The sequence below is a fragment of the Flavobacterium sp. KS-LB2 genome (assembly GCF_036895565.1).
In the GTDB taxonomy this organism is placed as follows: domain Bacteria; phylum Bacteroidota; class Bacteroidia; order Flavobacteriales; family Flavobacteriaceae; genus Flavobacterium.
In genome coordinates this window covers 2,972,674-2,998,476 of record NZ_CP145904.1, presented here as the reverse complement: position 1 = coordinate 2,998,476, position 25,803 = coordinate 2,972,674, and the positions used below count along the sequence as shown (strand labels likewise).

Genomic DNA, 25,803 nt, shown 5'->3' with positions numbered 1-25,803 from the left:
ATGTATGAAACCATTTTGAATTGCAAATTAATCTTAACTTTTTTTTGCTCATAAATCTTTCCTTCTTCTCATACTACTATAAAAAAAGAAAATAGAGTTTGTTTTTGCAGGTATTTTTTAAAACTTATTTGCATAATTCAGAAATAGTTAGCATATTTGTTACAACAAAAAAAGAAAAATGAAATTTAATGTGTGTAATATGTCAAAAGCCATTCAGGAAAATTCCTGTGGGTCGTCTATTGCTTAAATTAAAATCAAAATTTATATAGCAAAAGCCTCCCGAAAAAACGGGAGGCTTTTTTTTTGAAATCTATCCAACTGAAAATACAATTAAGTACAGAATGAAAAACTTGAAAATCCAGAATACCAATAATTTTAAAGTCAAAAATATGATTTGCGCCAATGCCATGGTGCGCATTCATGTCTGTTGATTCCAAAAAGTATAAGTTATAGAACAACTTAAAACCCTTTTGGATATTCTTCTAAAAGGGTTTTTTCGTTCAGATTAGTAAAGAAGTCAATAGAATTCAGAATTCAAAAAAATAATAGGAAAACAAAACTAACATCTTAAATTTAATCATCATGAGCACATTAAAACACTTCCCGAAGACATTACAGTTACTAAAAGGTTTCGGTTTTAGAACCAAAATAGAAAAGGTGAGCGATTCAAAAAATGAATTGACTAATCCAAGATTTGAAATTTCAAAGAATGATCCTTTGGCACAAAAAATAGTACCTAGTTCATTATTATTTCAAATGTATTCAAAAGAAAATGAAGAACTTTTTATCTAATAAAGAGAAGGCTCTTTTAGCTATTGGAACTTTAACGGGGAATCTCAAATTATTATTTCGACGAAAGATAGAATCATAGTGCTATGTTTTTTCTTTCGTCGGAATCATGATGCTACGCGTATTTTTTCCAAGTCAATTTGCAATAAATCAATTAGAAGCAATGTGATAAAAATTTGGTTGTTTAAAAAAATAGTAGTTAATTTGTGCCTTTAAGTTCAAAAACGTATTGAAATGTTATAAAGAAAGGCAGAGGGATTAGACCCGATGAAGCCTTAGCAACCCTTCGATTTATCGAAGAAGGTGCTGCATTCTACCACGCCAAACGTGGAAAGATAACACTAAGAATTTGTCTAGATAACTCCTAGCTTTCTTTCTAATATTTCCAAACACAGGTCAAAAATCATAAAAGATTTGCAATTGGAAAATAAACCAACATCCCTTTCATTACAAAATTTCACCACCGAAAGTGGCGCTTTTTATGCTGGCTTAAACTTAAGTTTTCAAGTTTTTGGAGCAGAATTGCATACCGCACCAATAGTTTTGGTTAATCATGCTTTAACCGGAAATTCACAAGTTGTGGGAGAAAACGGTTGGTGGAATGATTTAATTGGAGAACACAAAACTATAGATACAACAAAATATACAATCCTCGCGTTTAATGTTCCCGGAAATGGATTTGATGGTTTTAGCATCGAAAATTATTCGGATTTTAATACTAGAGATATTGCTAGAATTTTTATTGAAGGAATTCAGCTTCTTGAAATTAAAAAACTATACGCCATTATTGGTGGTTCTGTAGGTGGAGGAATCGCTTGGGAAATGGTAGCATTGGAACCAAAAATCACACAACATTTAATTCCTATTGCAACCGATTGGAAATCGACAGACTGGCTGATTGCCAATTGCTTTTTGCAGGAACAAATTCTGAAAAATTCTTCAAAACCTATTGAAGATGCTCGCACTCATGCGATGTTATGTTATAGAACTCCAGAGTCTTTTGCTGCCAAATTTCAGCGAACAACCAATGAAGAATTGGCTGTTTTTAATGTAGAAAGTTGGTTGCTGCATCATGGAGAAAAATTACAGAAACGTTTTCAAATCTCCTCTTATAAAATGATGAATCAACTGTTGAAGACGATAGATATTACGAGAAATAGTGATTCATTCGAAGATATAACGTCAAAAATTGAAGCTGACATTCATATTATCGGAATCAATTCAGACTTGTTTTTTACGGCAAATGAAAATAAAGCAACCTACGAGGAATTAAAAAAATATAAGAATAAGGTTAGCTATCAGGAAATTGTTTCCATTCACGGACACGATGCTTTTTTGATAGAATACAAACAATTACACAATTTGCTTCAGGATATATTCTAAGCCAAAAAACACAACACAATGAAAATATTAAAATTTGGAGGTAAATCTTTATCGAATGGCGACGGAATAAATAAAGTGGTTGCAATTATTACTGATAAAGTAAATCAGGGAGAGGAAATTGCCATTGTGGTTTCAGCAAGAGGGAATGCCACAGATGAACTGGAAGAAATTTTAAAGGTTGCGGCTACTAATAAGGATTATAAACTGCTTTTTGAGGATTTTAAAAAATACCAACAAGATGAATATGAGAACGTGGATTTGTCTGAGGAGTTTCATGTTTTGGAAAAATTATTTGAAGGTGTTAGTTTAATTGGTGATTACAGCAACAAAATTAAAGACCAGATTTTATCCAAAGGGGAATTGCTTTCTGCCAAATTATTGACGGCAATCTTAATTGAAAACGGAATAAATGCTCGCTTTGCAGATACCAGAGAATTGATTAAAACCGATTCGAAATTTGGTGATGCACAACCTTTGGAACAAATTTCGAAGAAAAACGTAATCAATTATTTTAAGGAGAATAACGGAACAATCGTGAATATTATTACAGGTTTCATCGGTTCTAATAATAATAATGACACGACCACTTTAGGAAGAAACGGCAGTAATTACACCGCTTCGTTGATAGCGAATTACTTAAATGCGGACGAATTACAGAATTACACACACGTAGACGGAATTTATACCGCTAATCCGGACTTAGTGCTTGATGCAAAAAAAATCGATCATTTGTCGTTTAACGAAGCCAATGAAATAGCCAATTTTGGTGCGACGATTCTTCATGCCAAAACGATTATCCCTTTATTGGAAAAAAACATTCCTCTTCGTATTTTGAATACTTTCAACCACGAAAATAAAGGAACATTAATTACTTCTAATTCTAATAAAGAAGGTATTAAAACACTTTCGGTACTTGAAAATGTGTCTTTAGTGAATCTGGAAGGAAGAGGATTATTAGGAAAAACTGGCGTTGATGCCCGTATTTTCAGAGTGATGGGTGACAATGATATTAGTGTGAGTATTATTTCTCAAGGTTCTTCAGAAAGAGGAATTGGTTTGGTTGTAGCTGCTGACAAAGCGACAAAAGCCATGATTGAATTAGAGAAAGAATTCGAAAATGATTTCTATTCTAAAGATGTGAATAAAATCACGGTGACCGATGATGTTTCGGTGATTTCTATCATTGGACAGGATTTGAGTACGTTTCACAAGCCTTATACGGCGTTGATAAAAAATAAAATTGTCCCGATTCTTTTCAATAATACGGTTACGGGTAAAAATGTGAGTTTGGTGGTTAAAAAATCGCAACTGAACAAAGCCTTAAACGTGATTCACGGAGAGATTTTTGGAGTTTCAAAGAAAATTAATATCGCTATTTTCGGACATGGTTTAGTAGGGGGAACGTTGATTAACCAAATATTGGAATCAGCAGCAACCATCGAAAAAAGAAAAGACATCAAACTGAATGTTTTTGCGATTGCCAATTCCAGTAATGTACTTTTAAATAAAAATGGGGTTACTCCAAATTGGAAAAATGAAATTCAAAACAATGGATTCTCTTATACTATTAATGACGTAATTGCATACGCAACCGAGCATCATCTTGAGAATTTAATTGCAATTGACAACACGGCAAGTGCCACGTTTGTCGAAAATTACATTCCACTTGCAGAAAGCAGTTTTGATTTGATTTCATCTAATAAAGTAGCGAATACATTAAGTTATAGTTTTTATAAAAAATTACGAAAAGTGCTAGCAGATAATCAAAAGAGTTATCTTTATGAAACGAATGTTGGAGCGGGATTACCATTGATTGATACGATTAAATTATTGCATCTTTCTGGAGAAAATATTACTAAGATTAAGGGTGTTTTCTCTGGGACATTGAGTTATTTGTTCAATAATTTTTCTGCAAAAGACGCTCCGTTCAGCGAAATATTAAAAGAAGCGATTCAAAACGGATATACTGAGCCGGATCCAAGAGAGGACTTGTGCGGGAATGATGTAGGTAGAAAATTATTGATTTTGGCCAGGGAATTGGACTTGCAAAATGAGTTTGAAGAAATTGATATTCAGAATTTAATTCCCGAACATTTACGTGAAGGTGATGTTTCTGATTTCTTGAATAAATTGACGGAGTTTGATCCAATTTATGCTAAAATAAAAGCAGAACAAAAACCTAATCACGTGTTGCGATACATAGGCGAATTGTCAGGCGATTTGCAAAATGACAAAGGAAATCTGGAAGTGAAATTAGTTTCGGTACCATCAGATACGGCTTTGGGCGGACTGAAAGGTTCTGATTCTTTCTTTGAAATTTATACAGAATCGTACGGAGACCGACCAATTGTGATTCAAGGTGCAGGCGCAGGCTCAGCAGTAACTGCGAGAGGAGTTTTTGGCGATATTTTGAGATTATCGGATAAAGGGTAATGATTTAAGATTGGGGATTTTTGAATTTAGATTTCAGATTGAATAAAAGAATTAAAGCAAATAATAATGAAAATAACATTAAATAGAGTAAACGATAATTTCCATTTCGAATTAAAAAACGAAAGAGGACATATTGTAAATGTAGATAGCCGTCCAGAATTTGGTGGAGATGATCAAGGACCAAGTCCGATGGAATTGGTATTGATGGGTGTTGCGGGTTGCAGCGCCATCGATATGATTTCAATTTTGAAAAAACAACGTCAGGAAATCACCTCTTTCAAAGCTGAGGTAGAAGGAGAACGTGTACAAGTTGGAGAAGCGAAACCATTCAAGGATATCCACATTGTGTTTTATTTGGAAGGACCAATAAACGAAGAAAAAGCAGCCAGAGCCGCACAACTTTCTTTCGAAAAATATTGTTCGGTTTCTAAAACATTAGAGCCAACCGCAACGATACATTACAAAGTAGTTTTGAATAATAAATCATTGTAGTTTAAATATAAGAGGTTGGATTTTCACGATTCCAACAACTTTAAACTTTAAACTTTAAACTAGAAAATAAAATGAACGAACAAGAATTTGGTTTTGAAACCCAAGCCATACGCAACCAACTAGAAAGAACACAATTTTTAGAGCATTCAGTGCCTTTGTACTTAACTTCCAGTTTTGTATTTGAGGATGCCGAAGACATGCGTGCTTCTTTTGCCGAAGAAAAAGACAGGAATATTTACAGCCGTTATAGCAATCCAAACACCAACGAATTTGTTGATAAAGTTTGTGCTATGGAAGGTGCTGCAGCTGGTTTTGCCTTTGCATCCGGAATGGCTGCGGTGTATTCAACCTTGGCAGCTTTATTGAAATCTGGAGATCATATTGTTTCGTCCAGTAGTGTTTTTGGAGCGACACATTCGTTATTCATTAATTATTTTCCAAAATGGAATATTGAAACCTCCTATTTTGATATAAATAAGCCGGAAACAATTGAAAGTTTTATTACACCAAATACAAAGATTCTTTTTGCTGAATCGCCTACCAATCCTGCTGTTGATATTATCGATTTGGAACTTTTAGGAGCAATTGCTAAAAAGCACAATTTAATTTTGGTAATAGACAACTGTTTTGCAACGCCTTACTTGCAACAACCTATAAAATGGGGTGCACATCTAGTGGTACATTCTGCTACAAAGCTAATGGATGGCCAAGGGAGGGTTTTGGGAGGAATAACAGTTGGTGATGCAGATTTGATTCAGAAAATCTATTTGTTTTCCCGACTTACAGGACCTTCTTTATCGCCTTTTAACGCTTGGGTATTGTCTAAGAGTTTAGAAACATTAGCGATTCGTTTGGACAGACATTGCGAAAATGCCTTGAAAGTAGCAGAATTTTTAGAAAACCATCCTCAGGTGAATAAAGTCAAATATCCGTTTTTGAAATCGCATCCGCAATACGAAATTGCTCAAAAGCAGATGAAACTAGGCGGAAACATTGTAGCTTTTGAAATCAAAGGCGGAATTGAAGCGGGAAGAGCTTTTTTAGACAAAATAAAATTATGTTCTTTATCACCAAATTTGGGCGACACCAGAACAATTGTTACGCATCCGGCATCAACAACACATAGTAAGTTATCAGTTGACGAACGTTTGGCAGTCAGTATTACTGATGGTTTAGTTCGTGTTTCTGTTGGATTGGAAACTGTAAAAGATGTAATTGCTGATTTGGAGCAGGCTTTGTCTTAATGATTTTTGATTTGGGATTAACGATTTTAGATTGTAGATTTGATATCAGTAAAAAGAAAATCAAACATCAATTATGCTGTCTAAAAAAACAAAATACGGAATAAAAGCACTTACTTTCTTGGCGCGCCAAAAAGACAATTCTCCTGTTCAAATAGCGGAGATAGCCAAGAGCGAGACTATTTCGATCAAGTTTTTAGAAAGTATTTTATTATTGCTGCGCCATTCCGGTTTTTTGGGTGCCAAAAAAGGAAAAGGTGGAGGCTATTATTTGATAAAAGATCCCAAAGACATCAATATGGCTCATGTGTATCGCATTCTTGAAGGGCCAATTGCATTACTTCCTTGTGCCAGCCATAATTTTTACGAGCCTTGTTCGGACTGTTCAGATGAAGCTACTTGCGCGGTTCGGAAACTGATGATTGAGGTGCGCGATAATACACTTAAAATCTTAGAAAGTAACACCTTGGCTGACATTGCCTTTTAAAGAATATATCACAAAATAAATTTTGTAGTTAACTTAAATTATTTACTTTTGCATAATAATCTACTATTCCGATAGGGCAATAGATTTAAATGTTAGAAACAGTTGAATAAAAAAAGCATGAACCAAGAATTGAAAGCTATTACCATCAATGCAAAATCGGAAACGACTTTTAAAGAACGCTTGTGGGTTATTATTCCGGTTGTCTTATTGGTAGGTTTAATTTCTACATTAGTTTACAATCATCATGCAGAATTTTCTTGGGATGGTTTTATAGCGGGATTTAATCAGGAATTTTTAATCTTTTTCTGTATCGGTGTTTTTGCACAATTAGTAGATGGAACTTTAGGAATGGGTTATGGAGCAACTTCTACTTCATTTTTATTAGCGTATGGAATTCCGCCGGCAATAAGTAGTACAGGAGTTCACGTGGCTGAAATGTTTACAACAGGAGCTTCGGCGATTTCTCATCATCGTTTTGGGAATATCAATAAAAAACTAGTGAGACATTTGTTAATTCCCGGTGTTTTAGGGTCTATTGCAGGTGCTTATTTATTGTCGGATGTAATTGATGGGGATGCGATAAAGCCTTTTATTGCGGTATACATGATAGGGCTGGCCATTATAATCATCAGAAAAGCAATGCAGAAAAACATCATTAAAAAGAAAACCAAGCGACTGAATATTTTAGCTTCTTTTGGAGGTTTTATGGATGCTGTTGGGGGTGGTGGCTGGGGGCCAATTGTGACTTCGACTTTATTAGGTCGAGGTAGAAATCCACGATATACTATTGGTTCTGTAAATGCAGCCGAGTTTGCAGTAGCTTTTGCCAGTGGTGTAACATTTATGCTTTTTGGAGGAATACAAGGATGGCAAGTTATTATAGGGTTGATTTTAGGTGGTGTGATTGCTGCTCCAATTGCCGCAATTTTAGTCAATAAAATAAAGAGAAAGCCTATGATGATTTTGGTAGGCGTTTTAATTATTGTTTTGAGTTTAAAAACACTGTCTAAATTATTATAAAAGAGAAACGAAATTATGAGCATAGCAATAACCAATACTTTATTAGATAAAACAAAGGATTTTTCAATTGAAGAGACTTTGGCTTTTTTGGCTAATGAATTTAGAGACAAAGTAGTTTTCTCGACTTCTTTTGGACAGGAAGACCAAGTAATTACGGCTTTAATTGGAAAAAATAATTTACCTATTACCATTTTTACTTTGGATACCGGAAGGTTATTTCAAGAGACTTACGATGTTTTTCATAAGACCTTGAAAAAGTATCAAATAGATATTAAAACTTATTTTCCGGAAACAAGTGCGGTTGAAGAGTTATTAAATCAAAAAGGCCCAAATAGCTTTTATGAATCAGTAGAGAATAGAAAAGAATGTTGTTTCATTCGAAAAGTAGCGCCTTTGACTAAAGCTTTAAAAGGAAATTCAATTTGGATTACCGGTTTGAGAGCTGAGCAATCAGAAAATAGAAATGATTTAGACCTTTTTGAATACGATGAAAAATTCGATATTATAAAATTCAATCCGTTGTTAAAATGGACATTAGAAGAGGTTCAGAAATATTTAGACGATAACAATGTGCCACAAAATGCCTTACACAAACAAGGTTTCGTCAGTATAGGTTGCGCACCTTGTACCAGAGCAATTGTCCCTGGAGAAGATATCAGAGCAGGAAGATGGTCATGGGAATCCAGTCATAAAGAATGTGGTTTGCACCAGAAATAGAAAACAGAGGTTAGAATAAAGAGAAAAGAAAAAATAATAATAGTTAAGAGATTTTAGATGAGGTTCCAACAACCTTAAACTTTAAACTTTTAAACTTTTAAACTAATAATAATGAGTTCAATATTAAAAACAAACGCTTTAGAAAGCGAAGCTATATACATTTTTAGAGAAGTTATATCTCAATTTGACAAGCCGGTTTTACTTTTCTCTGGTGGAAAAGATTCAATTACATTGGTGCGTTTAGCACAAAAAGCATTTTTTCCTGCAAAAATTCCTTTTCCGTTGTTGCATGTAGACACGGGACATAACTTTCCTGAAACTATTGCTTTCAGAGATAAATTGGTTGCTGAATTAGGATTGGAACTAATCGTTCGTAATGTTCAGGATGCTATTGACGAAGGTAAAGTGGTGGAAGAATCTGGAAAATATTCCAGCAGAAACAGTTTGCAAACGACGACACTTTTGGATGCAATCGAAGAATTCAAATTTGATGCTTGTATAGGTGGTGCGCGTCGTGATGAAGAAAAAGCAAGAGCTAAAGAACGTATTTTCTCTGTTCGTGATGATTTTGGTCAATGGGATGAGAAAAACCAACGTCCGGAATTGTTTGATATTTTGAACGGAAAAATTGAAAATGGTCAAAACGTTCGTGTTTTTCCAATTTCGAACTGGACTGAGCTTGATGTTTGGAGTTATATTGAGCAAGAGCAAATCGAAATTCCATCGATTTACTTTTCACACAAACGTAAAGTATTCTTGAGAGACGGTATGATTTGGTCACATTCTCCATTTGTGTACCAAGAAGAAGATGAAGAGATTGAAGAAAGAATTGTTCGTTTTAGAACTGTTGGAGATATGAGTTGTACTGCAGCTGTTGATTCTTACGCAGCAACCATTCAAGAAGTAGTAGGCGAAATAAGATCTTCGACTATTTCAGAAAGAGGAGCCAGAATTGATGACAAACGTTCTGAAGCTGCGATGGAAAAAAGAAAACAACAAGGGTATTTTTAGAAAATAATTATAAGTTATGAATTATGAATTGTTCCGAGACATTTAAAATTTAAAATTCAACATTTAAAATAAAAAAATCAAATTTAGAAGTTACATAAGGTGTTTAAGAAACCTTAAACTTTTAAACTTCAAACAAAAAACAAGGAATGGAAGTTTTAAAAATAGCAACAGCAGGAAGTGTAGATGACGGAAAGAGTACCTTAATCGGGAGATTATTATACGATACAAAATCATTGACTACAGATAAGATTGAAGCAATAGAAAAAAGCAGCAAGCAAAAAGGATACGATTATTTAGATTTTTCATTGGCTACCGATGGTTTGGTTGCTGAGAGAGAACAAGGAATCACGATTGATGTGGCGCATATTTATTTTTCGACAGCCAAGAAAAGTTACATTATTGCCGATACTCCGGGTCACGTAGAATATACTCGTAACATGGTTACAGGAGCTTCGACTTCGCAAGTTTCTATCATTTTGATCGATGCTCGTAAAGGCGTTATTGAGCAAACGTACAGACACTTTTTCATCAATAATTTATTGAGAGTAAAAGAAGTGATTGTTGCGGTAAACAAAATGGATTTGGTTGATTATTCGGAAGAAGTATACAATAAAATCAAAGCTGATTTTCAAGCGCTGAACAGCAAAAGTTCATTCAAAGAGCAAAATGTAAGTTACATTCCGTTGAGTGCTATCAATGGAGGAAATGTTGCTGATAAATCAGAGAATATGCCGTGGTACACTGGACAAACGGTTTTGGAACATTTAGAAGCTTTAGAGCCGGAAGATGTTTTTGAAACAGGAAAAGCTCGTTTCCCCGTTCAAACAGTTATTCGACCAAAAACGGAAGAGTATCACGACTTCAGAGGATATGCCGGAAAATTATACGGGAACAATATTAAAGTGGGTGATGCGGTAACGGTACTTCCTTCATTGACGGAATCTAAAGTGACCAATATTCACTTTTTCGATCAGCAATTTGATGAAGCGACAGCAGGTTCTTCTATTACTTTGGAACTGGAAAATGATATCAATGTGACAAGAGGCGACATGATTGTAAAATCGGATGAGCTTCCTAAAATCGAAAAAGACATCAATACAACGATTTGCTGGATGGACAGCAAAAAGTTAGTTCCAGGTGCTAAATATTTGGTACAACACAATACAAACAGAGTTTTGGCAAAAATAGAAAGCGTGAAAAACGTTATCGCTACAGATTATTCTGGAGTTACACCAGCGACTCAATTGGCTATAAATGAAATAGGCGAAGTAAATATTAAATTAAGCAAAGCTTTGTATTTTGATGCCTATAATGACAACAAATCAAACGGCGCTTTTATATTAATTGATGCTGCAACCAACACAACTGCTGGAGTTGGATTTATAAACTAAATCTAACTTTTGCCAAAAACAACACACAGATGGAAAGTTTTAGAACCGAAATAGAAAACCCGATTGTCCAAAAAGACATTATCGATTTAGAAAGAAAAATTGCTTTATTCCGTGACGGGAAAATTGATGATGAGCGTTTCCGGAGCCTTCGTTTGGCGAGAGGAGTTTACGGTCAACGTCAGGAAGGCGTACAAATGATTCGTATCAAATTGCCTTTTGGTAAAGTGACCAGCGAACAATTGTTGCGAATTACTAAAGTTTCTGATGAATATTCAACCGGACGTTTGCACATTACAACGCGCCAGGATATCCAAATTCACTATGTAAGTTTGGACAGAACGCCACAACTTTGGGCTGAATTAGAAAAAGATGATGTTACACTTCGTGAAGCTTGTGGAAACACCGTGAGAAATATTACGGCCAGTGAAACAGCAGGAATTGATACTGAAGAACTTTTTGATGTGTCGCCTTATGCGCATGCTATGTTTCAGTTTTTCTTAAGAAATCCGGTTTGTCAGGAAATGGGACGTAAATTCAAAATTTCATTTTCTTCTTCGGATAAAGATACGGCCTTGAGTTATTTACACGATTTAGGATTTATTCCAAGAATTGAAAATGGCGAAAGAGGATTTAAAGTAATGTTAGGTGGAGGATTAGGTTCACAGCCACACCACGCCGAATTGCTTTCCGAATTTATTCCGGTAAACCAAATTATTCCAACGACCGAAGGTGTTTTGAGAATTTTTGATCGCTATGGCGAAAGAGCGAAACGTTTGAAAGCCCGTATGAAATTCTTAATCAAAGATATTGGTAGAGATGAATTTTTAAAATTGGTTGATGAAGAGAAAAAAGCCTTGTCTTACCAAACAGTTGAAATCGATACAACTGCTTTTGATGCTGAAATAACTGCTCCTTTACTGGAAGTTCCAAAAGTAGAAATCGAAGATACTCCTGCTTTCGAAGCTTGGAAAAAATCAAATGTAATTGCGCAAAAACAAGCGGGTTATGTAGCGATTGGAATCAAAGTTTTATTAGGTGATTTTTATACAGATAAAGCGAGAGCTTTGGCTGAATTAATCAAAAATTATGCGGCGAATGAATTGCGTTTTACATTGAGACAAGACATTTTAATTCGTCACGTAAAAGAAGAAAATTTACCTTTTTTCTACCAAGAATTAGCCAAATTAGATTTTGTAGCTTTGGGTTACAATACCATTTCTGACATTACTGCTTGTCCGGGAACAGATACGTGTAATTTAGGAATTGCAAGCAGCACCGGAATCGCAGTAGAACTGGAAAGAGTTTTAGAAACTGAATATCCACAATACAGCAACAATCAAGAAATCACGATTAAAATCAGTGGTTGTATGAATGCTTGTGGACAACACAATATGGCCGAAATTGGTTTTCAGGGAATGTCTATCAATTCTGGAAAATTAGTAGCGCCAGCATTACAAGTATTATTAGGCGGAGGAAATTTAGGAAACGGATCAGGAAGATTTTCGGATAAAGTTATCAAAATTCCAAGTAGAAGGGGACCTGATGCATTGCGTTTCATCTTAAATGATTTTGAAGCGAACGGAAACGGACAATCATTCTTGAATTATTATGATGCCAAAGGGGAAAAATATTTCTACGAATTTTTGAAACCATTAGCCGATTTGACTAATCTTACCGAAGCTGATTTTGTAGATTGGGGAAATGCTGATAATTACGTGAAAGCAGTGGGAGTTGGTGAATGCGCTGGTGTTGTAATTGATTTAGTTGCTACTTTATTATTAGAAGCCAAAGATAAATTGACTTTTGCGCAAGAAGCTTTCGAAGAAGGAAAATGGTCTGATGCTATTTATCACGCTTATGCTGGATTTGTGAATGGTGCCAAAGCATTACTATTGGCTGAAAATCAAAAAACAAATCATCAAGCTGGAATCATTGATTTATTCGATACTGTTTTTGTGGAAACAAATAAAATTCCATTACAATCAACTTTGAAAGCTTTAGTATTTCAAATTAGAGAGAATGAACCGTCTCAAGCGTTTGCTACAAAATACATTCAAGAAGCCATTGTGTTTTTTAAGACCTTAGAAACATTTAGAGCCAAAGACCTTCAAGATGAAAAATAAAATAGAACCTCAAGTTACTTTAGTAGGTGCTGGCCCAGGTGATCCGGATTTACTGACCATCAAAGGTGCAAAAGCATTGGCGGAAGCTAATGTAGTTTTGTATGACGCCTTGGCAAATGAAGAACTATTGTCTTATGCTCCTAAGAAAGCTTTGAGAATATTTGTTGGTAAAAGAAAAGGCTGTCATGAATATACGCAAGACCAAATCAATCAATTGATTGTTGATAATGCGTTGACTTATGGAAATGTGGTGCGACTAAAAGGTGGTGATCCATTTATTTTTGGTCGTGGAAGTGAAGAAATAGAATTCGTAGAAAGCTTTGGAATTCCTACATTTGTAGTGCCGGGAATTTCATCCTCTATTGCAGTTCCTGCGTCGCAAGGAATTTCGTTGACAAAAAGAGGAGTTTCGGAGAGTTTTTGGGTGATTACCGGTACAACTTCGGCACGGAAATTATCTGCGGATGTGGCTTTAGCAGCTCAATCAACAGCAACGGTTGTAATTTTGATGGGAATGAGTAAACTGGATCAAATTGTGGCTTTATTCCAAAAAGAATCTAAAGGAGAAATGCCCGTTGCGATTATTCAAAACGGAACAACTCCAGAGGAAAAAGTAGGAATTGGAACAATTGATACCATCCAAAGAGTTGTGGCTGACAATAATTTAAGTTCTCCAGCGATAATCGTTATTGGAGAAGTGGTAGGAGACAGTAAAAAAAGTGTAGGTTTTTATAAAGAATTGAGATCGAACCACAATAAGGTGCTGGTATATGGAAAGGAATGAATTGTACCCAATATTTTTAAAATTACACAACCTTAATGTGCTTATAGTAGGTGGTGGAAATGTGGGGTTGGAAAAGTTATCTTTTCTGTTGAAATCCAGTCCAAATGCAAATGTTGAGGTAGTTGCACCGCGATTTTTACCTGAATTAGAACTATTGGCTTCAAGCTATTTGTCAGTAAAACTGACGTATAAAAAGTTCAATCGATGGATGCTTCGCAAACGCCACATGGTTATTGCTTGTACGGATGATTTGAAAGTGAATAAAAGGATTTATGATTTATCCAGAAAAAGATATTTGATTTGCAATATTGCTGATACACCGCTATTATGTGATTATTATTTGGGCGGAATTGTGACCAAAGGAAATGTAAAAATCGCCATTTCAACCAACGGAAAATCACCAACAACTGCCAAAAGATTACGGGAGTTTTTTGAAGAAATAATTCCGGACGATATTAATAAAATGGTCGAAAACCTAAATGAATATCGTAAAACGCTGAAAGGGAATTTCGAAGAAAAAGTTCAAAAAATGAACGAAATCACCGAGTCGTTGAAGAATAAAGAACCAAGAGAATAGCATAAAGAACAAAGAATTCTACTGATATTTATCATTTAAAGTAATAAAAATCAATCGTTCATTTGCAATTAAATAGTTTAGCACAATTACATTACATAAAGAATAAAAAAATGATTAAAACAGACATACTTATAATAGGAGCCGGACCTACGGGTTTATTTGCAGTTTTTGAAGCAGGATTGTTAAAATTAAAATGTCATATTCTGGATGCTTTGCCACAAGCGGGTGGACAATTATCTGAATTATATCCTAAAAAACCAATTTACGATATTCCAGGTTTCCCGGAAGTTTTAGCCGGAGATTTGGTTGATAATCTAATGGAACAAATCAAGCAGTTCGAACCAGGTTTTACCCTTGGTGAACGTGCTGAAACAATTGAAAAACAAGAAGACGGAACTTTTATAGTAACTTCTAATAAAGGAAAAAAATTCCATGCGCCTGTAGTCGCTATTGCGGGTGGATTAGGAAGTTTTGAGCCAAGAAAACCATTAATCGAAGACATCGAATTTTACGAGGATAAAGGAATCAAATACTTTATCAAAAACCCGGAAAAATTCAGAGACAAAAGAGTAGTAATTGCCGGAGGAGGAGATTCTGCTTTAGACTGGAGTATTTTCTTGTCGAATGTAGCTTCTGAGGTGACTTTGATTCACCGTCGAAACGAATTTAGAGGTGCTTTAGATTCTGTAGAAAAAGTACAGGAATTAAAGAATTCAGGTAAAATCAAAATGATTACTCCAGGAGAAGTAATTGGGTTGAACGGTGCAGAGCATTTAGAATCTGTTGTTGTCGATGAGGATGGCGCACACCGCACAATTCCTACAGATTACTTCATTCCGCTTTTTGGTTTAACACCAAAATTAGGACCTATTGGTAACTGGGGATTAGACATTGAAAAGAATGCTATAAAAGTAAATAATGCTTTGGATTATCAAACGAATATTCCAGGGATCTTCGCCATTGGTGACGTAAATACCTATCCTGGAAAATTAAAATTGATCCTTTGTGGTTTCCACGAAGCAACGATAATGTGTCAGGCAGCCTATCAAATCATCAATCCAGGTAAAAAATATGTATTGAAATATACTACAGTTTCTGGTGTTGACGGATTTGACGGGACTCGTAAAGAGGCTCCAAAAGCCGTGGTGAAAGCCATAGTTTAACAACTTAATATAAACTAGTTAAAAAATATAGCGCTAATACTTGCAAGTATTAGCGCTATGTCTTTACTTTGCACTGTTCATATATTTATTGAAAGTTATCACGAAAGGCGGAGGGAAAGACCCAATGAAACCTTAGCAACCCTTTATCTTTAAAGAAGGTGCTACATTCTACTTTGTACTGAACAGTTTCAGTATCTAAGATAGATAACACACGAATACGCACTAGTATTTCTCAAACCTTTTCTTGACAACATATCGATATTTAGCCACTGAATTTATTTCAGTATTAGGAGCGAATTATCAGGCTTTTTTGCTGATAATCTTCCCGCTGTACACTTTATCTTTTATGCCGAACCCCGGCACAAAAGGATGCCGTTTCCATCGGGGCTAAAGAGTTAATATTGTGAACTTTTGTAATCATTAATCAAAAGAACGAATCTCAATACGTATCGAGATTTGCAAGAAATAAACACTTATGTCAAACATTCAAAAGGCTATAAAAGAAAGGATTCTTGTTTTAGATGGAGCCATGGGAACCATGTTACAACGCTACAATTTTTCCGAAGAAGATTTTCGAGGCGAACGTTTCAAAGATTTCCCACATTCCTTAAAAGGGAACAACGATTTATTGTCACTCACGCAACCACAAGCAATACGAGCAGTTCACGCAGCTTATTTTGAAGCTGGAGCGGATATCGTTGAAACCAATACTTTTTCTGGAACTACCATCGGAATGGCCGATTACCATCTTGAAGATTTGGTGTATGAACTCAACTATGAATCGGCACGAATCGCCCGTGAAGTAGCCGATGAATTTACAGCTAAAAATCCAGACAAACCTCGTTTTGTAGCCGGTTCAATAGGACCAACAAACAGAACGGCGAGCATGTCACCAGATGTAAATGATCCGGGTTATAGAGCCGTGACGTTTGATGATTTGCGTATTGCTTATAAACAACAAGTAGAAGCCTTAATTGACGGAGGAAGTGATTTACTTCTAGTAGAAACTATTTTCGACACGTTAAACGCAAAAGCAGCACTTTTCGCCATTGAAGAAGTCAAAGACGAACGCAATATCGATATTCCAATCATGGTTTCCGGAACCATTACGGATGCATCAGGAAGAACACTTTCAGGACAAACCGTAGAAGCTTTTTTGATTTCGGTTTCACACATTCCATTGTTGAGCGTAGGTTTCAATTGTGCTTTGGGAGCTGATTTGTTGAAGCCCTATTTGCAAACGTTGTCGCAAAATACTTCATTCAATGTATCAGCGCATCCTAATGCAGGATTGCCAAACGCTTTTGGAGAGTATGATGAAACACCAGAACAGATGCAAGCCTTCATCAAAGAATATCTGGACGATAATTTAGTAAACATCATAGGCGGTTGTTGCGGAACAACGCCAGAACACATCAAGTTGATTGCTGATATCGCAAAGGAGTATAAACCTAGAGTATCAACAGCAACAATGTAAGTAAGAATGCCCGCGTGAGGGATAGCAGTGAAAAGCCCACAGCCTGACGAAGGAAGAGCGAGGACTTGCAGCGAATAGCCCGACCCTTTTGGGTCACGCCAAAAATATTAATAAGATATACGAAACCTACACGTTTGCTGAAATCGTGAAGGATCAAACAAAATAAAAAATGGCACAAGCAGAAACTAGAAGAAACCTTGTTTTATCGGGATTAGAGCCTTTAATCATTACGCCGGAAAGCGTTTTTGTGAATATTGGTGAACGTACGAATGTTACAGGTTCTAGAAAATTTCTTCGATTAATCAAGGAAGAAAAATACGAAGAAGCACTTAGCATTGCAAAAGAACAAGTAGAAGGTGGCGCACAAATCATCGATATTAATATGGATGAAGGAATGCTGGATGGCGAATATGCCATGACAAAATTCCTAAATTTAATCGCTGCTGAACCTGATATTTCCAGAGTGCCAATCATGATTGACAGCTCGAAATGGGATATTATCGAAGCTGGATTAAAAGTGGTGCAAGGAAAGAGTGTGGTAAATTCGATTTCGTTGAAAGAAGGGGAAGAACAATTCATCCATCACGCTAAATTGATTAAGCGCTACGGAGCTGCGGCAATTATTATGGCTTTTGATGAGGTAGGTCAAGCGGATAATTACGAACGCAGAATAGAAATTTGCCAACGTTCGTATGATATTTTGGTAAACAAAGTTGGTTTTCCTCCGCAAGATATTATTTTCGATTTGAATATTTTTCCTGTTGCAACAGGAATGGAAGAACACCGATTGAACGCATTGGATTTCTTCAGAGGAACCAAATGGGTAAGAGAAAATCTTCCTCATGCGCATATTAGTGGTGGTGTGAGTAATGTTTCGTTTTCGTTTAGAGGAAATGACACGGTTAGGGAAGCGATGCACTCGGTTTTTTTGTACCATGCAATTCAACATGGTATGACTATGGGAATTGTAAATCCAGAAATGCTTACTATTTACGATGACATTCCAAAAGACTTGTTAGAACATGTTGAAGATGTGATCTTAAACAGACGCGATGATGCAACGGAAAGATTGTTGGACTTTGCTGAGAATGTAAAAGGAGATACAAAAAGCAATGAAAAAACTGTTCAAGAATGGCGCTCGGGAACTGTTCAGGAACGATTGACGCACTCGTTAGTAAAAGGAGTCGATGAATTTATAGAAATTGATGTTGAAGAAGCCAGACTTGCAGCAACAAAACCTATCGAAGTAATCGAAATCAACTTAATGGCAGGAATGAATGTCGTTGGAGATTTATTTGGATCAGGTAAAATGTTTTTGCCACAAGTGGTAAAATCAGCGCGTGTCATGAAGAAAGCGGTAGCTTATTTATTGCCATTTATTGAAGCAGAAAAAGATGGTGTTTCAAGTTTTGCAGGTCGTATATTAATGGCGACGGTAAAAGGCGACGTACACGATATTGGTAAAAATATTGTTTCGGTTGTTTTGGCTTGTAACAATTACGAAATTATTGATTTAGGGGTAATGGTTGCTCCAGAGAAAATCATCGCGGCAGCCATAGAACACAACGTTGATATTATTGGTTTAAGCGGATTGATAACACCTTCGCTTGATGAAATGGTGTATCTAGCTAAAGAATTAGACAAAAGAAATATAAAAATTCCGGTAATGATTGGTGGAGCAACGACTTCACGAGCGCACACTGCCGTGAAAATTGCGCCACAATATAAATCAACTGTGATTCACGTAAATGATGCTTCGAGAGCGGTAACGGTTGCCGGAAATTTATTGAATAGTGAAAAGAAAATATATGCAAGTGACATTAGGGCAGAATATGATGCTTTTAGAGAGACATTTTTGAATCGTTCACGCGACAAAAATTTCTTGACGATTGAGCAAGCTCGTGTTAATAAACTGAAATTAGATTGGGATAATTACAACCCAATGAAACCTAATTTTATTGGAACAAAAACAATCGAAGTCGATTTGGATGTTTTGGTTCCGTATATTGACTGGACACCGTTTTTTAGAACTTGGGAATTGTTTGGGAAATATCCTGCGATATTGACGGATAATGTTGTTGGCGAACAAGCTACTTCTGTTTTTGCGGATGCCAAAGAAATGTTAGACGTTATTTTGAAAGAAAAGAAACTGACAGCTAAAGGAATCTACGGAATTTTTCCAGCGAATCAAGTGAATGATGATGACATCGAATTGCGTGATGAAAGCGGAAAAGTACTAGAGAAATTCTTGACGCTGCGTCAGCAATCACAAAAAACGAAAGGAGCTCCAAATATTGCATTGTCGGATTTTATTGCTCCGAAAGACAGCGGTAAAACGGATTATATGGGAGCGTTTTGTGTAACGACCGGTTTTGGTGTGGATGAATGGGCAGCTGAATTTGAAAAAGATTTAGACGATTACAATTCGATTATGGTGAAAGCATTGGCAGATCGTTTTGCTGAAGCTTTTGCGGAGTATTTACATGAAAAAATCCGTAAAGAAATTTGGGGTTACGCTGCTGATGAAAATTTAACTACCGAGGCAATGATTGAAGAGGTGTACAAAGGAATTCGTCCTGCGCCAGGTTATCCTGCTTGTCCTGACCATTTAGAAAAACCAACGATTTGGAAATTACTAAATGTAGAACAAGAAATAGGAGTGACTTTAACGGAAAGTATGGCGATGTGGCCGGCTTCATCGGTTTCAGGATATTATTTTGGAAATCCGGAAAGTAAGTATTTTGGACTTGGAAAAATAAAAGAAGACCAAGTTATTGATTATGCCAAACGAAGAAGTGTTTCAACAGAAGTAGCCATGAAATGGTTAAATCCAAATATTGCGGATTAAAAACATAGTCGTAAAGTCAAAAGTCATAAAGTCTAAAGGACGTGACTTTCGACTTTTGACATTCAAACTTTAAGACTTAAATGAAAGTAACACAACATATAGAAGCTGCAAAAGGAGAAACTTTATTCTCCTTCGAAATTATTCCGCCTCAAAAAGGAAAAAGCATTCAGGAATTATACGATAATATTGATCCGTTGATGGAGTTCAAACCACCATTTATAGACGTAACTACTTCTCGCGAAGAGTTTATTTATGTCGATAAAGGGAATGGTTTATTGGAAAAAAAACTGACCAGAATGCGTCCTGGAACACTTGGAATTTGTGCTTCAATCAAGCATAAGTACAATGTAGATACAGTTCCTCATGTGCTTTGCGGGGGTTTTACCAAAGAAGAAACCGAATATTTATTGGTCGATTGTCATTATCTGGGAATTGATAATGTGATGGCTTTGCGTGGTGATGCGATGAAAGATGAGCAGTCTTTTGTTCCTAAACAAGGAGGAAATGATTTTGCTGTTGATTTGGTCAAGCAAATTAACCAATTGAATTGCGGAAAATACTTGCATGACGTGATGGATGTTGACAACAAAGCTAATTTTTGTATTGGAGTTGCGGGATATCCGGAGAAACATTTAGAATCTCCGTCTTTAATTTCAGATTTGAAAAGACTGAAAGAAAAAGTGGATGCTGGTGCAGATTATGTAGTGACGCAAATGTTTTTTGATAATGCTAAATACTTTGAATTTGTTGCAAAAGCCAGAGAGATGGGGATTACCGTTCCAATTATTCCAGGAATTAAACCAATTGCAGTCCAAAGACACTTACAAGTTTTACCACAAATTTTCAGAATCGATTTGCCGGAAGATTTAATTCATGCGGTAGATCAATGTAAAAACAACGCGGATATCAGACAAGTTGGAATCGAATGGGCGATTCAACAATCACTAGAATTAAAAGCAGCTGGAGTTCCAGTTTTACACTATTATTCTATGGGGAAATCAGAAAATATCCGACAAATAGCGAGTAAGGTTTTTTAATTTTCAATCGTATTTCATAAAAAAAGCTCGTTTAAAATTGGATTTAAACGAGCTTTTTGTTGTTGTAACTATTTCGTAATCTCTCTAAATACAGCTTCTAGATTTTTATTTTTCTGATTCAGCTGCAAGGTTTTCAAACCATTGGCATTCGCAAAATCAAAAACAGTTGGGCGCATGTCTTTATCGGCTTTGAAAGTCAATTCCCAAATCATGTCATGCGTATTTTTAAAAGAGACAAGATTTTCGATTTTAGCAATCAGTTGTTCCTCGACTTTATAATCGAATTCTACTTCAATAACTTGTTCTTTATCCTCGGAAATTAAGTTGTCCAGTTTTTTATCGGTAACAATTTTACCGTTATTGATGATGATAACGCGGTCACAAATCGCTTCGACTTCCTGCATAATGTGGGTAGAAAGGAAAACAGTTTTGTCTTTCCCTACGTTTTTAATCACATTACGAATTTCCATCAATTGATTTGGGTCTAAACCTGTAGTTGGTTCATCCAAAATCAAAACATCTGGATTGTGTAATAAAGCGTTGGCAAGACCTACGCGCTGGCGATATCCTTTGGATAATTGCCCTATTTTTTTATGACTTTCGGTACTTAAACCGGTCAGTTGAATTACTTCTTCGATTCGGGATTTGGCTACTTTATACACATCAGCATTGAAAGCCAAATATTCCCTCACATACAAATCCAAATACAATGGATTGTGTTCTGGAAGATAACCAATAGAAAGTTGCACTGCTTTTTGTTGTGTATTTACATCATTTCCATTTACGATTGCAGTGCCTTCATCGGCATTGATGTAGGTTGTCAATATTTTCATTAAAGTTGATTTTCCGGCTCCATTTGGACCTAAAAAACCAACGATTTCTCCTTTTTTTATAGAAAATGAAATGTTATCCAATGCTTTTTGGGCACCGTAACTTTTTGATATGTTATTTACTTCTATTGACATGGAATTTTATTTGTTGCAAAAGTAAACAGAAAAAGTATTGATTTATTGTTTTTTGTAGCCCAATAGCTAAAAAGACCTTTGTCAAAGTTTTACAAAGCGAGATGATATTCTATTTTAGATTTATATATTTACCTAAACAATATAAATATGAATTTGAAAAATACACAATCAAGCAGTTTCTTGAAAAACTACAAAAGTATTTTATTACTACTTGGCGGAATTTTGGCAGGAAGTATATTGGGTTTAGTTTTTGGAAAAGGAGTAGAAGTGATTAAGCCTTTGGGCGATATATTTCTGAATTTATTGTTTACAGCAATTATTCCATTGGTGTTTTTTACGATTGCGTATTCGATTGCTAATTTAGAAAAGACGGAGAAGCTTGGAAAATTATTTGTAATTGTTATCGGCGTGTTTTTAAGTACGGTACTGATTTCGGCTATTTTGATGCTAGTTGCTGTTTTGTTATTTCCCATTCAGCAAGATATCATCATCTCAAAACTTCCATTGGAAACTATTCAGGAAAGTTCAGCTGGTTCTCAAATTACTCAATTGCTAACGGCAGGGGACTTTTTTGAATTGTTATCTCGCAAAAATATGTTAGCACTAATCATATTTTCTTTTTTAATAGGATTTGCCAGTTTACAATCGGGCGAAAAAGGGAAAGATTTCAGTCGGTTTTTGAATTCAGGTAATGAAGTGATGAAACAATTGTTACACATCATCATGAAAACGGCTCCAATAGGATTAGGTGCTTATTTTGCGTATCAGGTTGGGATTTTTGGACCGCAATTATTTGGCGCTTATGCAAAACCTTTGGGACTTTATTATGCAGTTTGTGCTTTTTACTTTGTCGTGTTTTTTAGTTTGTATGCATTTATCGCCGGAGGAAAATTAGGATTTAAAGTATTTTGGAAAAACAATATTACTCCTTCCTTAACAGCATTGGGAACTTGCAGCAGCATTGCGACAATTCCTGCCAATCTGGAAGGTGCTCAAAAAATGAATATCCCGGCTCACATCAGGAATGTAGTTATTCCACTGGGAGCTCCGTTACATAAAGATGGTTCGAGTATGTCGTCCATTATAAAAATTGCGGTTATTTTTGCCATGTTTGGAAAAGATTTAACGGATCCTAATACTATATTAATGGCTTTGGGAATTACAGTAATTGTTTCAGTAGTTGAAGGCGGAATTCCAAACGGAGGTTACATAGGAGAAATCCTTGCGATAACCGTTTATGGATTTCCAATGGAACAAGCGCTTCCGGCAGCAATGATTGTGGGAACTTTAGTAGATCCAATGGCGACTTTGCTTAATGCGAATGGTGATTTAGTGTCGGCAATGATGGTAACTCGAATTTCGGAAGGGAAAAAATGGCTTACTGAAAAGTTAGTGGCGTAATTTAGGTTAGATTTTAAAGGTAAAATTCTGGAAAAAGAATATTTCAATTTCCGAAAATCATAAAGACACGCTGATTAAAAAATATTTTAAAAGCCTTTTTTTAATTATTACATAATTAATAACCAGTTTTTTAGCGAATCCCTTTTTTGTTCAATAAAATCAGCTTTTTTTTTGGGTTAGCTGGAAATTATGTATACATTCGCAGAGTAATTAATACAAAAAACAACAACATGTTGAGTAACCGATTTTATTTTAGCAACTCTTATTATTTCTTCTGGAAAGTAGAAAGGGATTGTTGTATGGTTATTTGATTATAAAATTAAATTGATACTATAAATATACAATCCCGATGAAAATCGGGATTTTTTTTTGCTTAAAAGTGTGTAAAATGAATGAAATAATTGGAATACAAGGTATAACGGGTTCTTTTCACCATCAGGTGGCGCAGGAATATTTCAATCAAGCAGTTATTGTTGATGAATGTTTATCCTTTGAAGAATTAGTAGATAACCTGCTTTCTGGGAAATCAGATCAGGCAGTTATGGCGATAGAAAATTCTATTGCAGGCCCAATTATTCCGAATTATGCATTGATTGACAAAAATAATTTGCACATAATAGGAGAACATTATTTAAGAATTCATCAGAATCTAATGGCCTTAAAAGGTCAAAAAATAGAGGATATTCAAGAAGTACATTCGCATCCCATGGCAATTTTGCAATGTATGGAATTCCTGAAAAAATACCCAAACATAAAATTAGTCGAAGACAAAGATACTGCTGAAACGGCACGTAGAATTCAGGAAAAACAGTTGAAAGGAATTGCTGCAATTGCTAGTAAAACAGCTTCGGAAATGTATGATTTAGAGATTTTGGCTCCGGAAATTCAAACGATTAAAAACAATATGACTCGTTTTGTGATTATCAAAAAGGACAATTCTTTTGTCCCTGAAAACGAAATAAACAGAGCCTCCATCAAATTTGAATTGGATCACAAACGTGGAAGTTTAGCGGCAGTACTAAATGTAATGAGTGATTGTAAATTGAATTTAACCAAAATTCAATCGTTACCAAAAATTGAAACACCTTGGAAATATTCGTTTTTTGTTGATGTAACTTTCGAAAGATACGAAGATTATGCAAAAGCAAAGTCACTATTGATTATTATGGCGGAATATTTCAAAGTATTGGGTGAATATAAAAATACAAAGCAATAAAGATTTATAGAAAAAATTAAAGCCATGATTACAACCGCTAAGCGTTTAGATATAATTGAAGAATACTATTTCTCCTCAAAATTGAGAGAAGTAAGACAACTGGCTTCTGAAGGGAAACCCATTATTAATATGGGAATTGGAAGTCCGGATTTGCAACCGTCACAAGCGGTAATTGATGCAGTGGTTCTAGCAATGCAAGATGAAAATGCGCATCAATACCAAAGTTATCAAGGATTACCGGAATTGCGTCAAGGCATGGCTGATTTTTACAAAAATAATTACGGAGTTGCGTTGAATCCGGCTAACGAAATCTTGCCTTTGATGGGTTCCAAAGAGGGAATTATGCATATTTCGCTGGCTTTTTTGAATGAAGGCGATCAGGTATTGATTCCAAATCCAGGATATCCGACGTACACTTCGGTTACGAATTTAGTGGGAGCAATTCCAGTGTATTATGATTTAAAAGAAAATAATAACTGGGAACCGGATTTTGAAGCTTTGGAAAAATTGGATTTATCGAAAGTGAAAATAATGTGGATTGGTTATCCGCACATGCCAACAGGAGCGAGAGGAAGTTTGGAGTTGTTTTCAACCTTGGTGGCTTTCGCCAAAAAACACAGCATTTTGTTAGTCAATGACAATCCGTATAGTTTTGTTTTGAACGACAACCCGATGAGTTTGTTGCAAGTGGAAGGCGCAAAAGACGTGGCTTTAGAATTGAATTCTTTGAGTAAGACTTTCAACATGGCGGGCTGGAGAGTTGGAATGCTTCTGGGAAATGCAGCTTGCATTGATGCAGTTCTAAAAGTGAAAAGCAACATGGATAGCGGAATGTTTTACGGGATTCAAAAGGGAGCAATAGAAGCTTTGAAAAGCGACAAATCTTGGTTTCATTCGATGAATGCCGTTTACCAAAAAAGAAGAGTTTTGGCGGAACAATTAGCTGAGAAGTTAGGATGTAAAGTGTACAAAGAAGGTGTTGGATTATTTGTTTGGGCGAAATTACCGGACGGAATCACATCAGCTGAAGATTTTATTGATAAGATATTATACGAAAAATCAATTTTTATTACGCCGGGAACTATTTTTGGCTCAAATGGAGAAGGATATATTCGATTTGCACTTTGTGTAAAAGAAGAGAAAGTTCAAGAAGCAATTGATAGATTTTAGATTTCCAAAAAGATGTAATCTTTTATAAAGCTTAGAGGTTTAGAAAAGGTTGTAAAAACAAGAAGGTTCTGAAAAAAT

Annotated in this window: 21 protein-coding genes and 2 riboswitches; of the genes, 20 read left to right on the top strand and 1 reads right to left on the bottom strand. The window is 35.6% G+C overall.

From position 1 onward, the window contains the following. Positions 1–582: 582 nt before the first annotated feature. The 17 genes from V5J73_RS12860 to metF all read left to right on the top strand — a co-directional run bounded on the left by V5J73_RS12860 (position 583) and on the right by metF (position 20,973). On the top strand, positions 583–792 hold the full coding sequence (locus V5J73_RS12860; RefSeq protein ID WP_338646365.1) for a hypothetical protein: 210 nt from the start codon (positions 583–585) through the stop codon (positions 790–792). Positions 793–1,023: 231 nt separating this feature from the next. Next, a riboswitch (SAM riboswitch) is annotated at positions 1,024–1,131 on the top strand. Between the two features lie 78 nt (positions 1,132–1,209). After that, a complete protein-coding gene (locus V5J73_RS12855; protein ID WP_338646364.1) occupies positions 1,210–2,172 on the top strand; it encodes an alpha/beta fold hydrolase in 963 nt (320 codons plus the stop codon). Between the two features lie 18 nt (positions 2,173–2,190). After that, positions 2,191–4,605 carry a bifunctional aspartate kinase/homoserine dehydrogenase I gene (gene thrA / locus V5J73_RS12850; RefSeq protein ID WP_338646363.1) on the top strand — a complete coding sequence of 805 codons (2,415 nt, stop codon included), beginning with the start codon at positions 2,191–2,193 and terminating at the stop codon, positions 4,603–4,605. A gap of 66 nt (positions 4,606–4,671) precedes the next feature. Then, positions 4,672–5,097 (top strand): OsmC family protein, encoded by a 426-nt coding sequence (locus V5J73_RS12845; protein ID WP_338646361.1) that lies wholly within the window; start codon positions 4,672–4,674, stop codon positions 5,095–5,097. A 71-nt stretch (positions 5,098–5,168) separates the two neighbouring features. Continuing rightward, positions 5,169–6,341: a trans-sulfuration enzyme family protein gene (locus V5J73_RS12840; protein WP_338646360.1), complete on the top strand. Its 1,173-nt coding sequence runs from the start codon at positions 5,169–5,171 to the stop codon at positions 6,339–6,341. A 73-nt stretch (positions 6,342–6,414) separates the two neighbouring features. Continuing rightward, positions 6,415–6,825: an RrF2 family transcriptional regulator gene (locus V5J73_RS12835; RefSeq protein ID WP_338646359.1), complete on the top strand. Its 411-nt coding sequence runs from the start codon at positions 6,415–6,417 to the stop codon at positions 6,823–6,825. 117 nt (positions 6,826–6,942) lie between these two features. Further along, positions 6,943–7,845 carry a sulfite exporter TauE/SafE family protein gene (locus V5J73_RS12830; protein WP_338646358.1) on the top strand — a complete coding sequence of 301 codons (903 nt, stop codon included), beginning with the start codon at positions 6,943–6,945 and terminating at the stop codon, positions 7,843–7,845. Between the two features lie 15 nt (positions 7,846–7,860). Next, positions 7,861–8,562, top strand: coding sequence for a phosphoadenylyl-sulfate reductase (locus V5J73_RS12825; RefSeq protein ID WP_338646357.1), 702 nt, complete (start codon positions 7,861–7,863; stop codon positions 8,560–8,562). Between the two features lie 111 nt (positions 8,563–8,673). Then, positions 8,674–9,573, top strand: a complete 900-nt coding sequence (gene cysD / locus V5J73_RS12820; protein ID WP_132066486.1) for a sulfate adenylyltransferase subunit CysD — start codon at positions 8,674–8,676, stop codon at positions 9,571–9,573. A gap of 146 nt (positions 9,574–9,719) precedes the next feature. Then, a complete protein-coding gene (locus V5J73_RS12815; RefSeq protein ID WP_091173250.1) occupies positions 9,720–10,964 on the top strand; it encodes a sulfate adenylyltransferase subunit 1 in 1,245 nt (414 codons plus the stop codon). 29 nt (positions 10,965–10,993) lie between these two features. Next, positions 10,994–13,087, top strand: a complete 2,094-nt coding sequence (locus V5J73_RS12810) for a HEPN domain-containing protein (RefSeq protein WP_338646356.1) — start codon at positions 10,994–10,996, stop codon at positions 13,085–13,087. Continuing rightward, complete coding sequence (gene cobA / locus V5J73_RS12805) at positions 13,077–13,871, top strand: uroporphyrinogen-III C-methyltransferase (RefSeq protein ID WP_338646354.1); 795 nt, start codon at positions 13,077–13,079, stop codon at positions 13,869–13,871. Before V5J73_RS12810 ends, cobA begins: the two co-directional genes overlap by 11 nt. Next, a complete protein-coding gene (locus V5J73_RS12800) occupies positions 13,858–14,448 on the top strand; it encodes a precorrin-2 dehydrogenase/sirohydrochlorin ferrochelatase family protein (RefSeq protein ID WP_338646352.1) in 591 nt (196 codons plus the stop codon). Before cobA ends, V5J73_RS12800 begins: the two co-directional genes overlap by 14 nt. 110 nt (positions 14,449–14,558) lie before the next feature. After that, on the top strand, positions 14,559–15,611 hold the full coding sequence (locus tag V5J73_RS12795) for an NAD(P)/FAD-dependent oxidoreductase (RefSeq protein ID WP_338646350.1): 1,053 nt from the start codon (positions 14,559–14,561) through the stop codon (positions 15,609–15,611). Between the two features lie 92 nt (positions 15,612–15,703). Further along, positions 15,704–15,822, top strand: a riboswitch (SAM riboswitch). 264 nt (positions 15,823–16,086) lie between these two features. After that, a complete protein-coding gene (locus V5J73_RS12790) occupies positions 16,087–17,088 on the top strand; it encodes a homocysteine S-methyltransferase family protein (protein ID WP_338646348.1) in 1,002 nt (333 codons plus the stop codon). A gap of 169 nt (positions 17,089–17,257) precedes the next feature. After that, the gene (gene metH, locus V5J73_RS12785) at positions 17,258–19,936 is read left to right on the top strand and encodes a methionine synthase (protein WP_338646347.1); all 2,679 of its coding nucleotides are present in this window, start codon (positions 17,258–17,260) and stop codon (positions 19,934–19,936) included. An 80-nt stretch (positions 19,937–20,016) separates the two neighbouring features. Next, the gene (gene metF, locus V5J73_RS12780; protein WP_338646345.1) at positions 20,017–20,973 is read left to right on the top strand and encodes a methylenetetrahydrofolate reductase [NAD(P)H]; all 957 of its coding nucleotides are present in this window, start codon (positions 20,017–20,019) and stop codon (positions 20,971–20,973) included. 68 nt (positions 20,974–21,041) lie between these two features. Here the strand turns inward: metF and gldA are convergent, their stop codons facing one another. Then, positions 21,042–21,938: a gliding motility-associated ABC transporter ATP-binding subunit GldA gene (gene gldA / locus V5J73_RS12775; RefSeq protein ID WP_338646344.1), complete on the bottom strand. Its 897-nt coding sequence runs from the start codon at positions 21,936–21,938 to the stop codon at positions 21,042–21,044. 147 nt (positions 21,939–22,085) lie between these two features. On the opposite strand from gldA, the gene V5J73_RS12770 reads away from it, so the two are divergent. The 3 genes from V5J73_RS12770 (at position 22,086) to V5J73_RS12760 (ending at position 25,725) form a co-directional block, all read left to right on the top strand. After that, positions 22,086–23,339 carry a dicarboxylate/amino acid:cation symporter gene (locus V5J73_RS12770; RefSeq protein ID WP_338646343.1) on the top strand — a complete coding sequence of 418 codons (1,254 nt, stop codon included), beginning with the start codon at positions 22,086–22,088 and terminating at the stop codon, positions 23,337–23,339. Positions 23,340–23,727: 388 nt separating this feature from the next. Further along, positions 23,728–24,555: a prephenate dehydratase gene (locus tag V5J73_RS12765; protein WP_338646342.1), complete on the top strand. Its 828-nt coding sequence runs from the start codon at positions 23,728–23,730 to the stop codon at positions 24,553–24,555. Between the two features lie 24 nt (positions 24,556–24,579). After that, on the top strand, positions 24,580–25,725 hold the full coding sequence (locus tag V5J73_RS12760) for a pyridoxal phosphate-dependent aminotransferase (RefSeq protein ID WP_338646340.1): 1,146 nt from the start codon (positions 24,580–24,582) through the stop codon (positions 25,723–25,725). Positions 25,726–25,803: the final 78 nt, after the last annotated feature.

Excerpts from the sequence above, each read along its gene's own strand:
- V5J73_RS12830 (WP_338646358.1), top strand. The coding sequence starts at position 6,943 with ATGAACCAAGAATTGAAAGCTATTACCATCAATGCAAAATCGGAAACG.
- V5J73_RS12835 (WP_338646359.1), top strand. The coding sequence starts at position 6,415 with ATGCTGTCTAAAAAAACAAAATACGGAATAAAAGCACTTACTTTCTTG.
- V5J73_RS12810 (WP_338646356.1), top strand. The coding sequence starts at position 10,994 with ATGGAAAGTTTTAGAACCGAAATAGAAAACCCGATTGTCCAAAAAGAC.
- V5J73_RS12800 (WP_338646352.1), top strand. The coding sequence starts at position 13,858 with ATGGAAAGGAATGAATTGTACCCAATATTTTTAAAATTACACAACCTT.
- V5J73_RS12840 (WP_338646360.1), top strand. The coding sequence starts at position 5,169 with ATGAACGAACAAGAATTTGGTTTTGAAACCCAAGCCATACGCAACCAA.
- V5J73_RS12765 (WP_338646342.1), top strand. The coding sequence starts at position 23,728 with ATGAATGAAATAATTGGAATACAAGGTATAACGGGTTCTTTTCACCAT.
- V5J73_RS12825 (WP_338646357.1), top strand. The coding sequence starts at position 7,861 with ATGAGCATAGCAATAACCAATACTTTATTAGATAAAACAAAGGATTTT.
- V5J73_RS12795 (WP_338646350.1), top strand. The coding sequence starts at position 14,559 with ATGATTAAAACAGACATACTTATAATAGGAGCCGGACCTACGGGTTTA.
- gldA (WP_338646344.1), bottom strand. The coding sequence starts at position 21,938 with ATGTCAATAGAAGTAAATAACATATCAAAAAGTTACGGTGCCCAAAAA.
- metH (WP_338646347.1), top strand. The coding sequence starts at position 17,258 with ATGGCACAAGCAGAAACTAGAAGAAACCTTGTTTTATCGGGATTAGAG.
- V5J73_RS12815 (WP_091173250.1), top strand. The coding sequence starts at position 9,720 with ATGGAAGTTTTAAAAATAGCAACAGCAGGAAGTGTAGATGACGGAAAG.
- metF (WP_338646345.1), top strand. The coding sequence starts at position 20,017 with ATGAAAGTAACACAACATATAGAAGCTGCAAAAGGAGAAACTTTATTC.
- V5J73_RS12845 (WP_338646361.1), top strand. The coding sequence starts at position 4,672 with ATGAAAATAACATTAAATAGAGTAAACGATAATTTCCATTTCGAATTA.
- V5J73_RS12770 (WP_338646343.1), top strand. The coding sequence starts at position 22,086 with ATGAATTTGAAAAATACACAATCAAGCAGTTTCTTGAAAAACTACAAA.
- thrA (WP_338646363.1), top strand. The coding sequence starts at position 2,191 with ATGAAAATATTAAAATTTGGAGGTAAATCTTTATCGAATGGCGACGGA.
- V5J73_RS12860 (WP_338646365.1), top strand. The coding sequence starts at position 583 with ATGAGCACATTAAAACACTTCCCGAAGACATTACAGTTACTAAAAGGT.
- V5J73_RS12760 (WP_338646340.1), top strand. The coding sequence starts at position 24,580 with ATGATTACAACCGCTAAGCGTTTAGATATAATTGAAGAATACTATTTC.
- V5J73_RS12790 (WP_338646348.1), top strand. The coding sequence starts at position 16,087 with ATGTCAAACATTCAAAAGGCTATAAAAGAAAGGATTCTTGTTTTAGAT.
- cysD (WP_132066486.1), top strand. The coding sequence starts at position 8,674 with ATGAGTTCAATATTAAAAACAAACGCTTTAGAAAGCGAAGCTATATAC.
- cobA (WP_338646354.1), top strand. The coding sequence starts at position 13,077 with ATGAAAAATAAAATAGAACCTCAAGTTACTTTAGTAGGTGCTGGCCCA.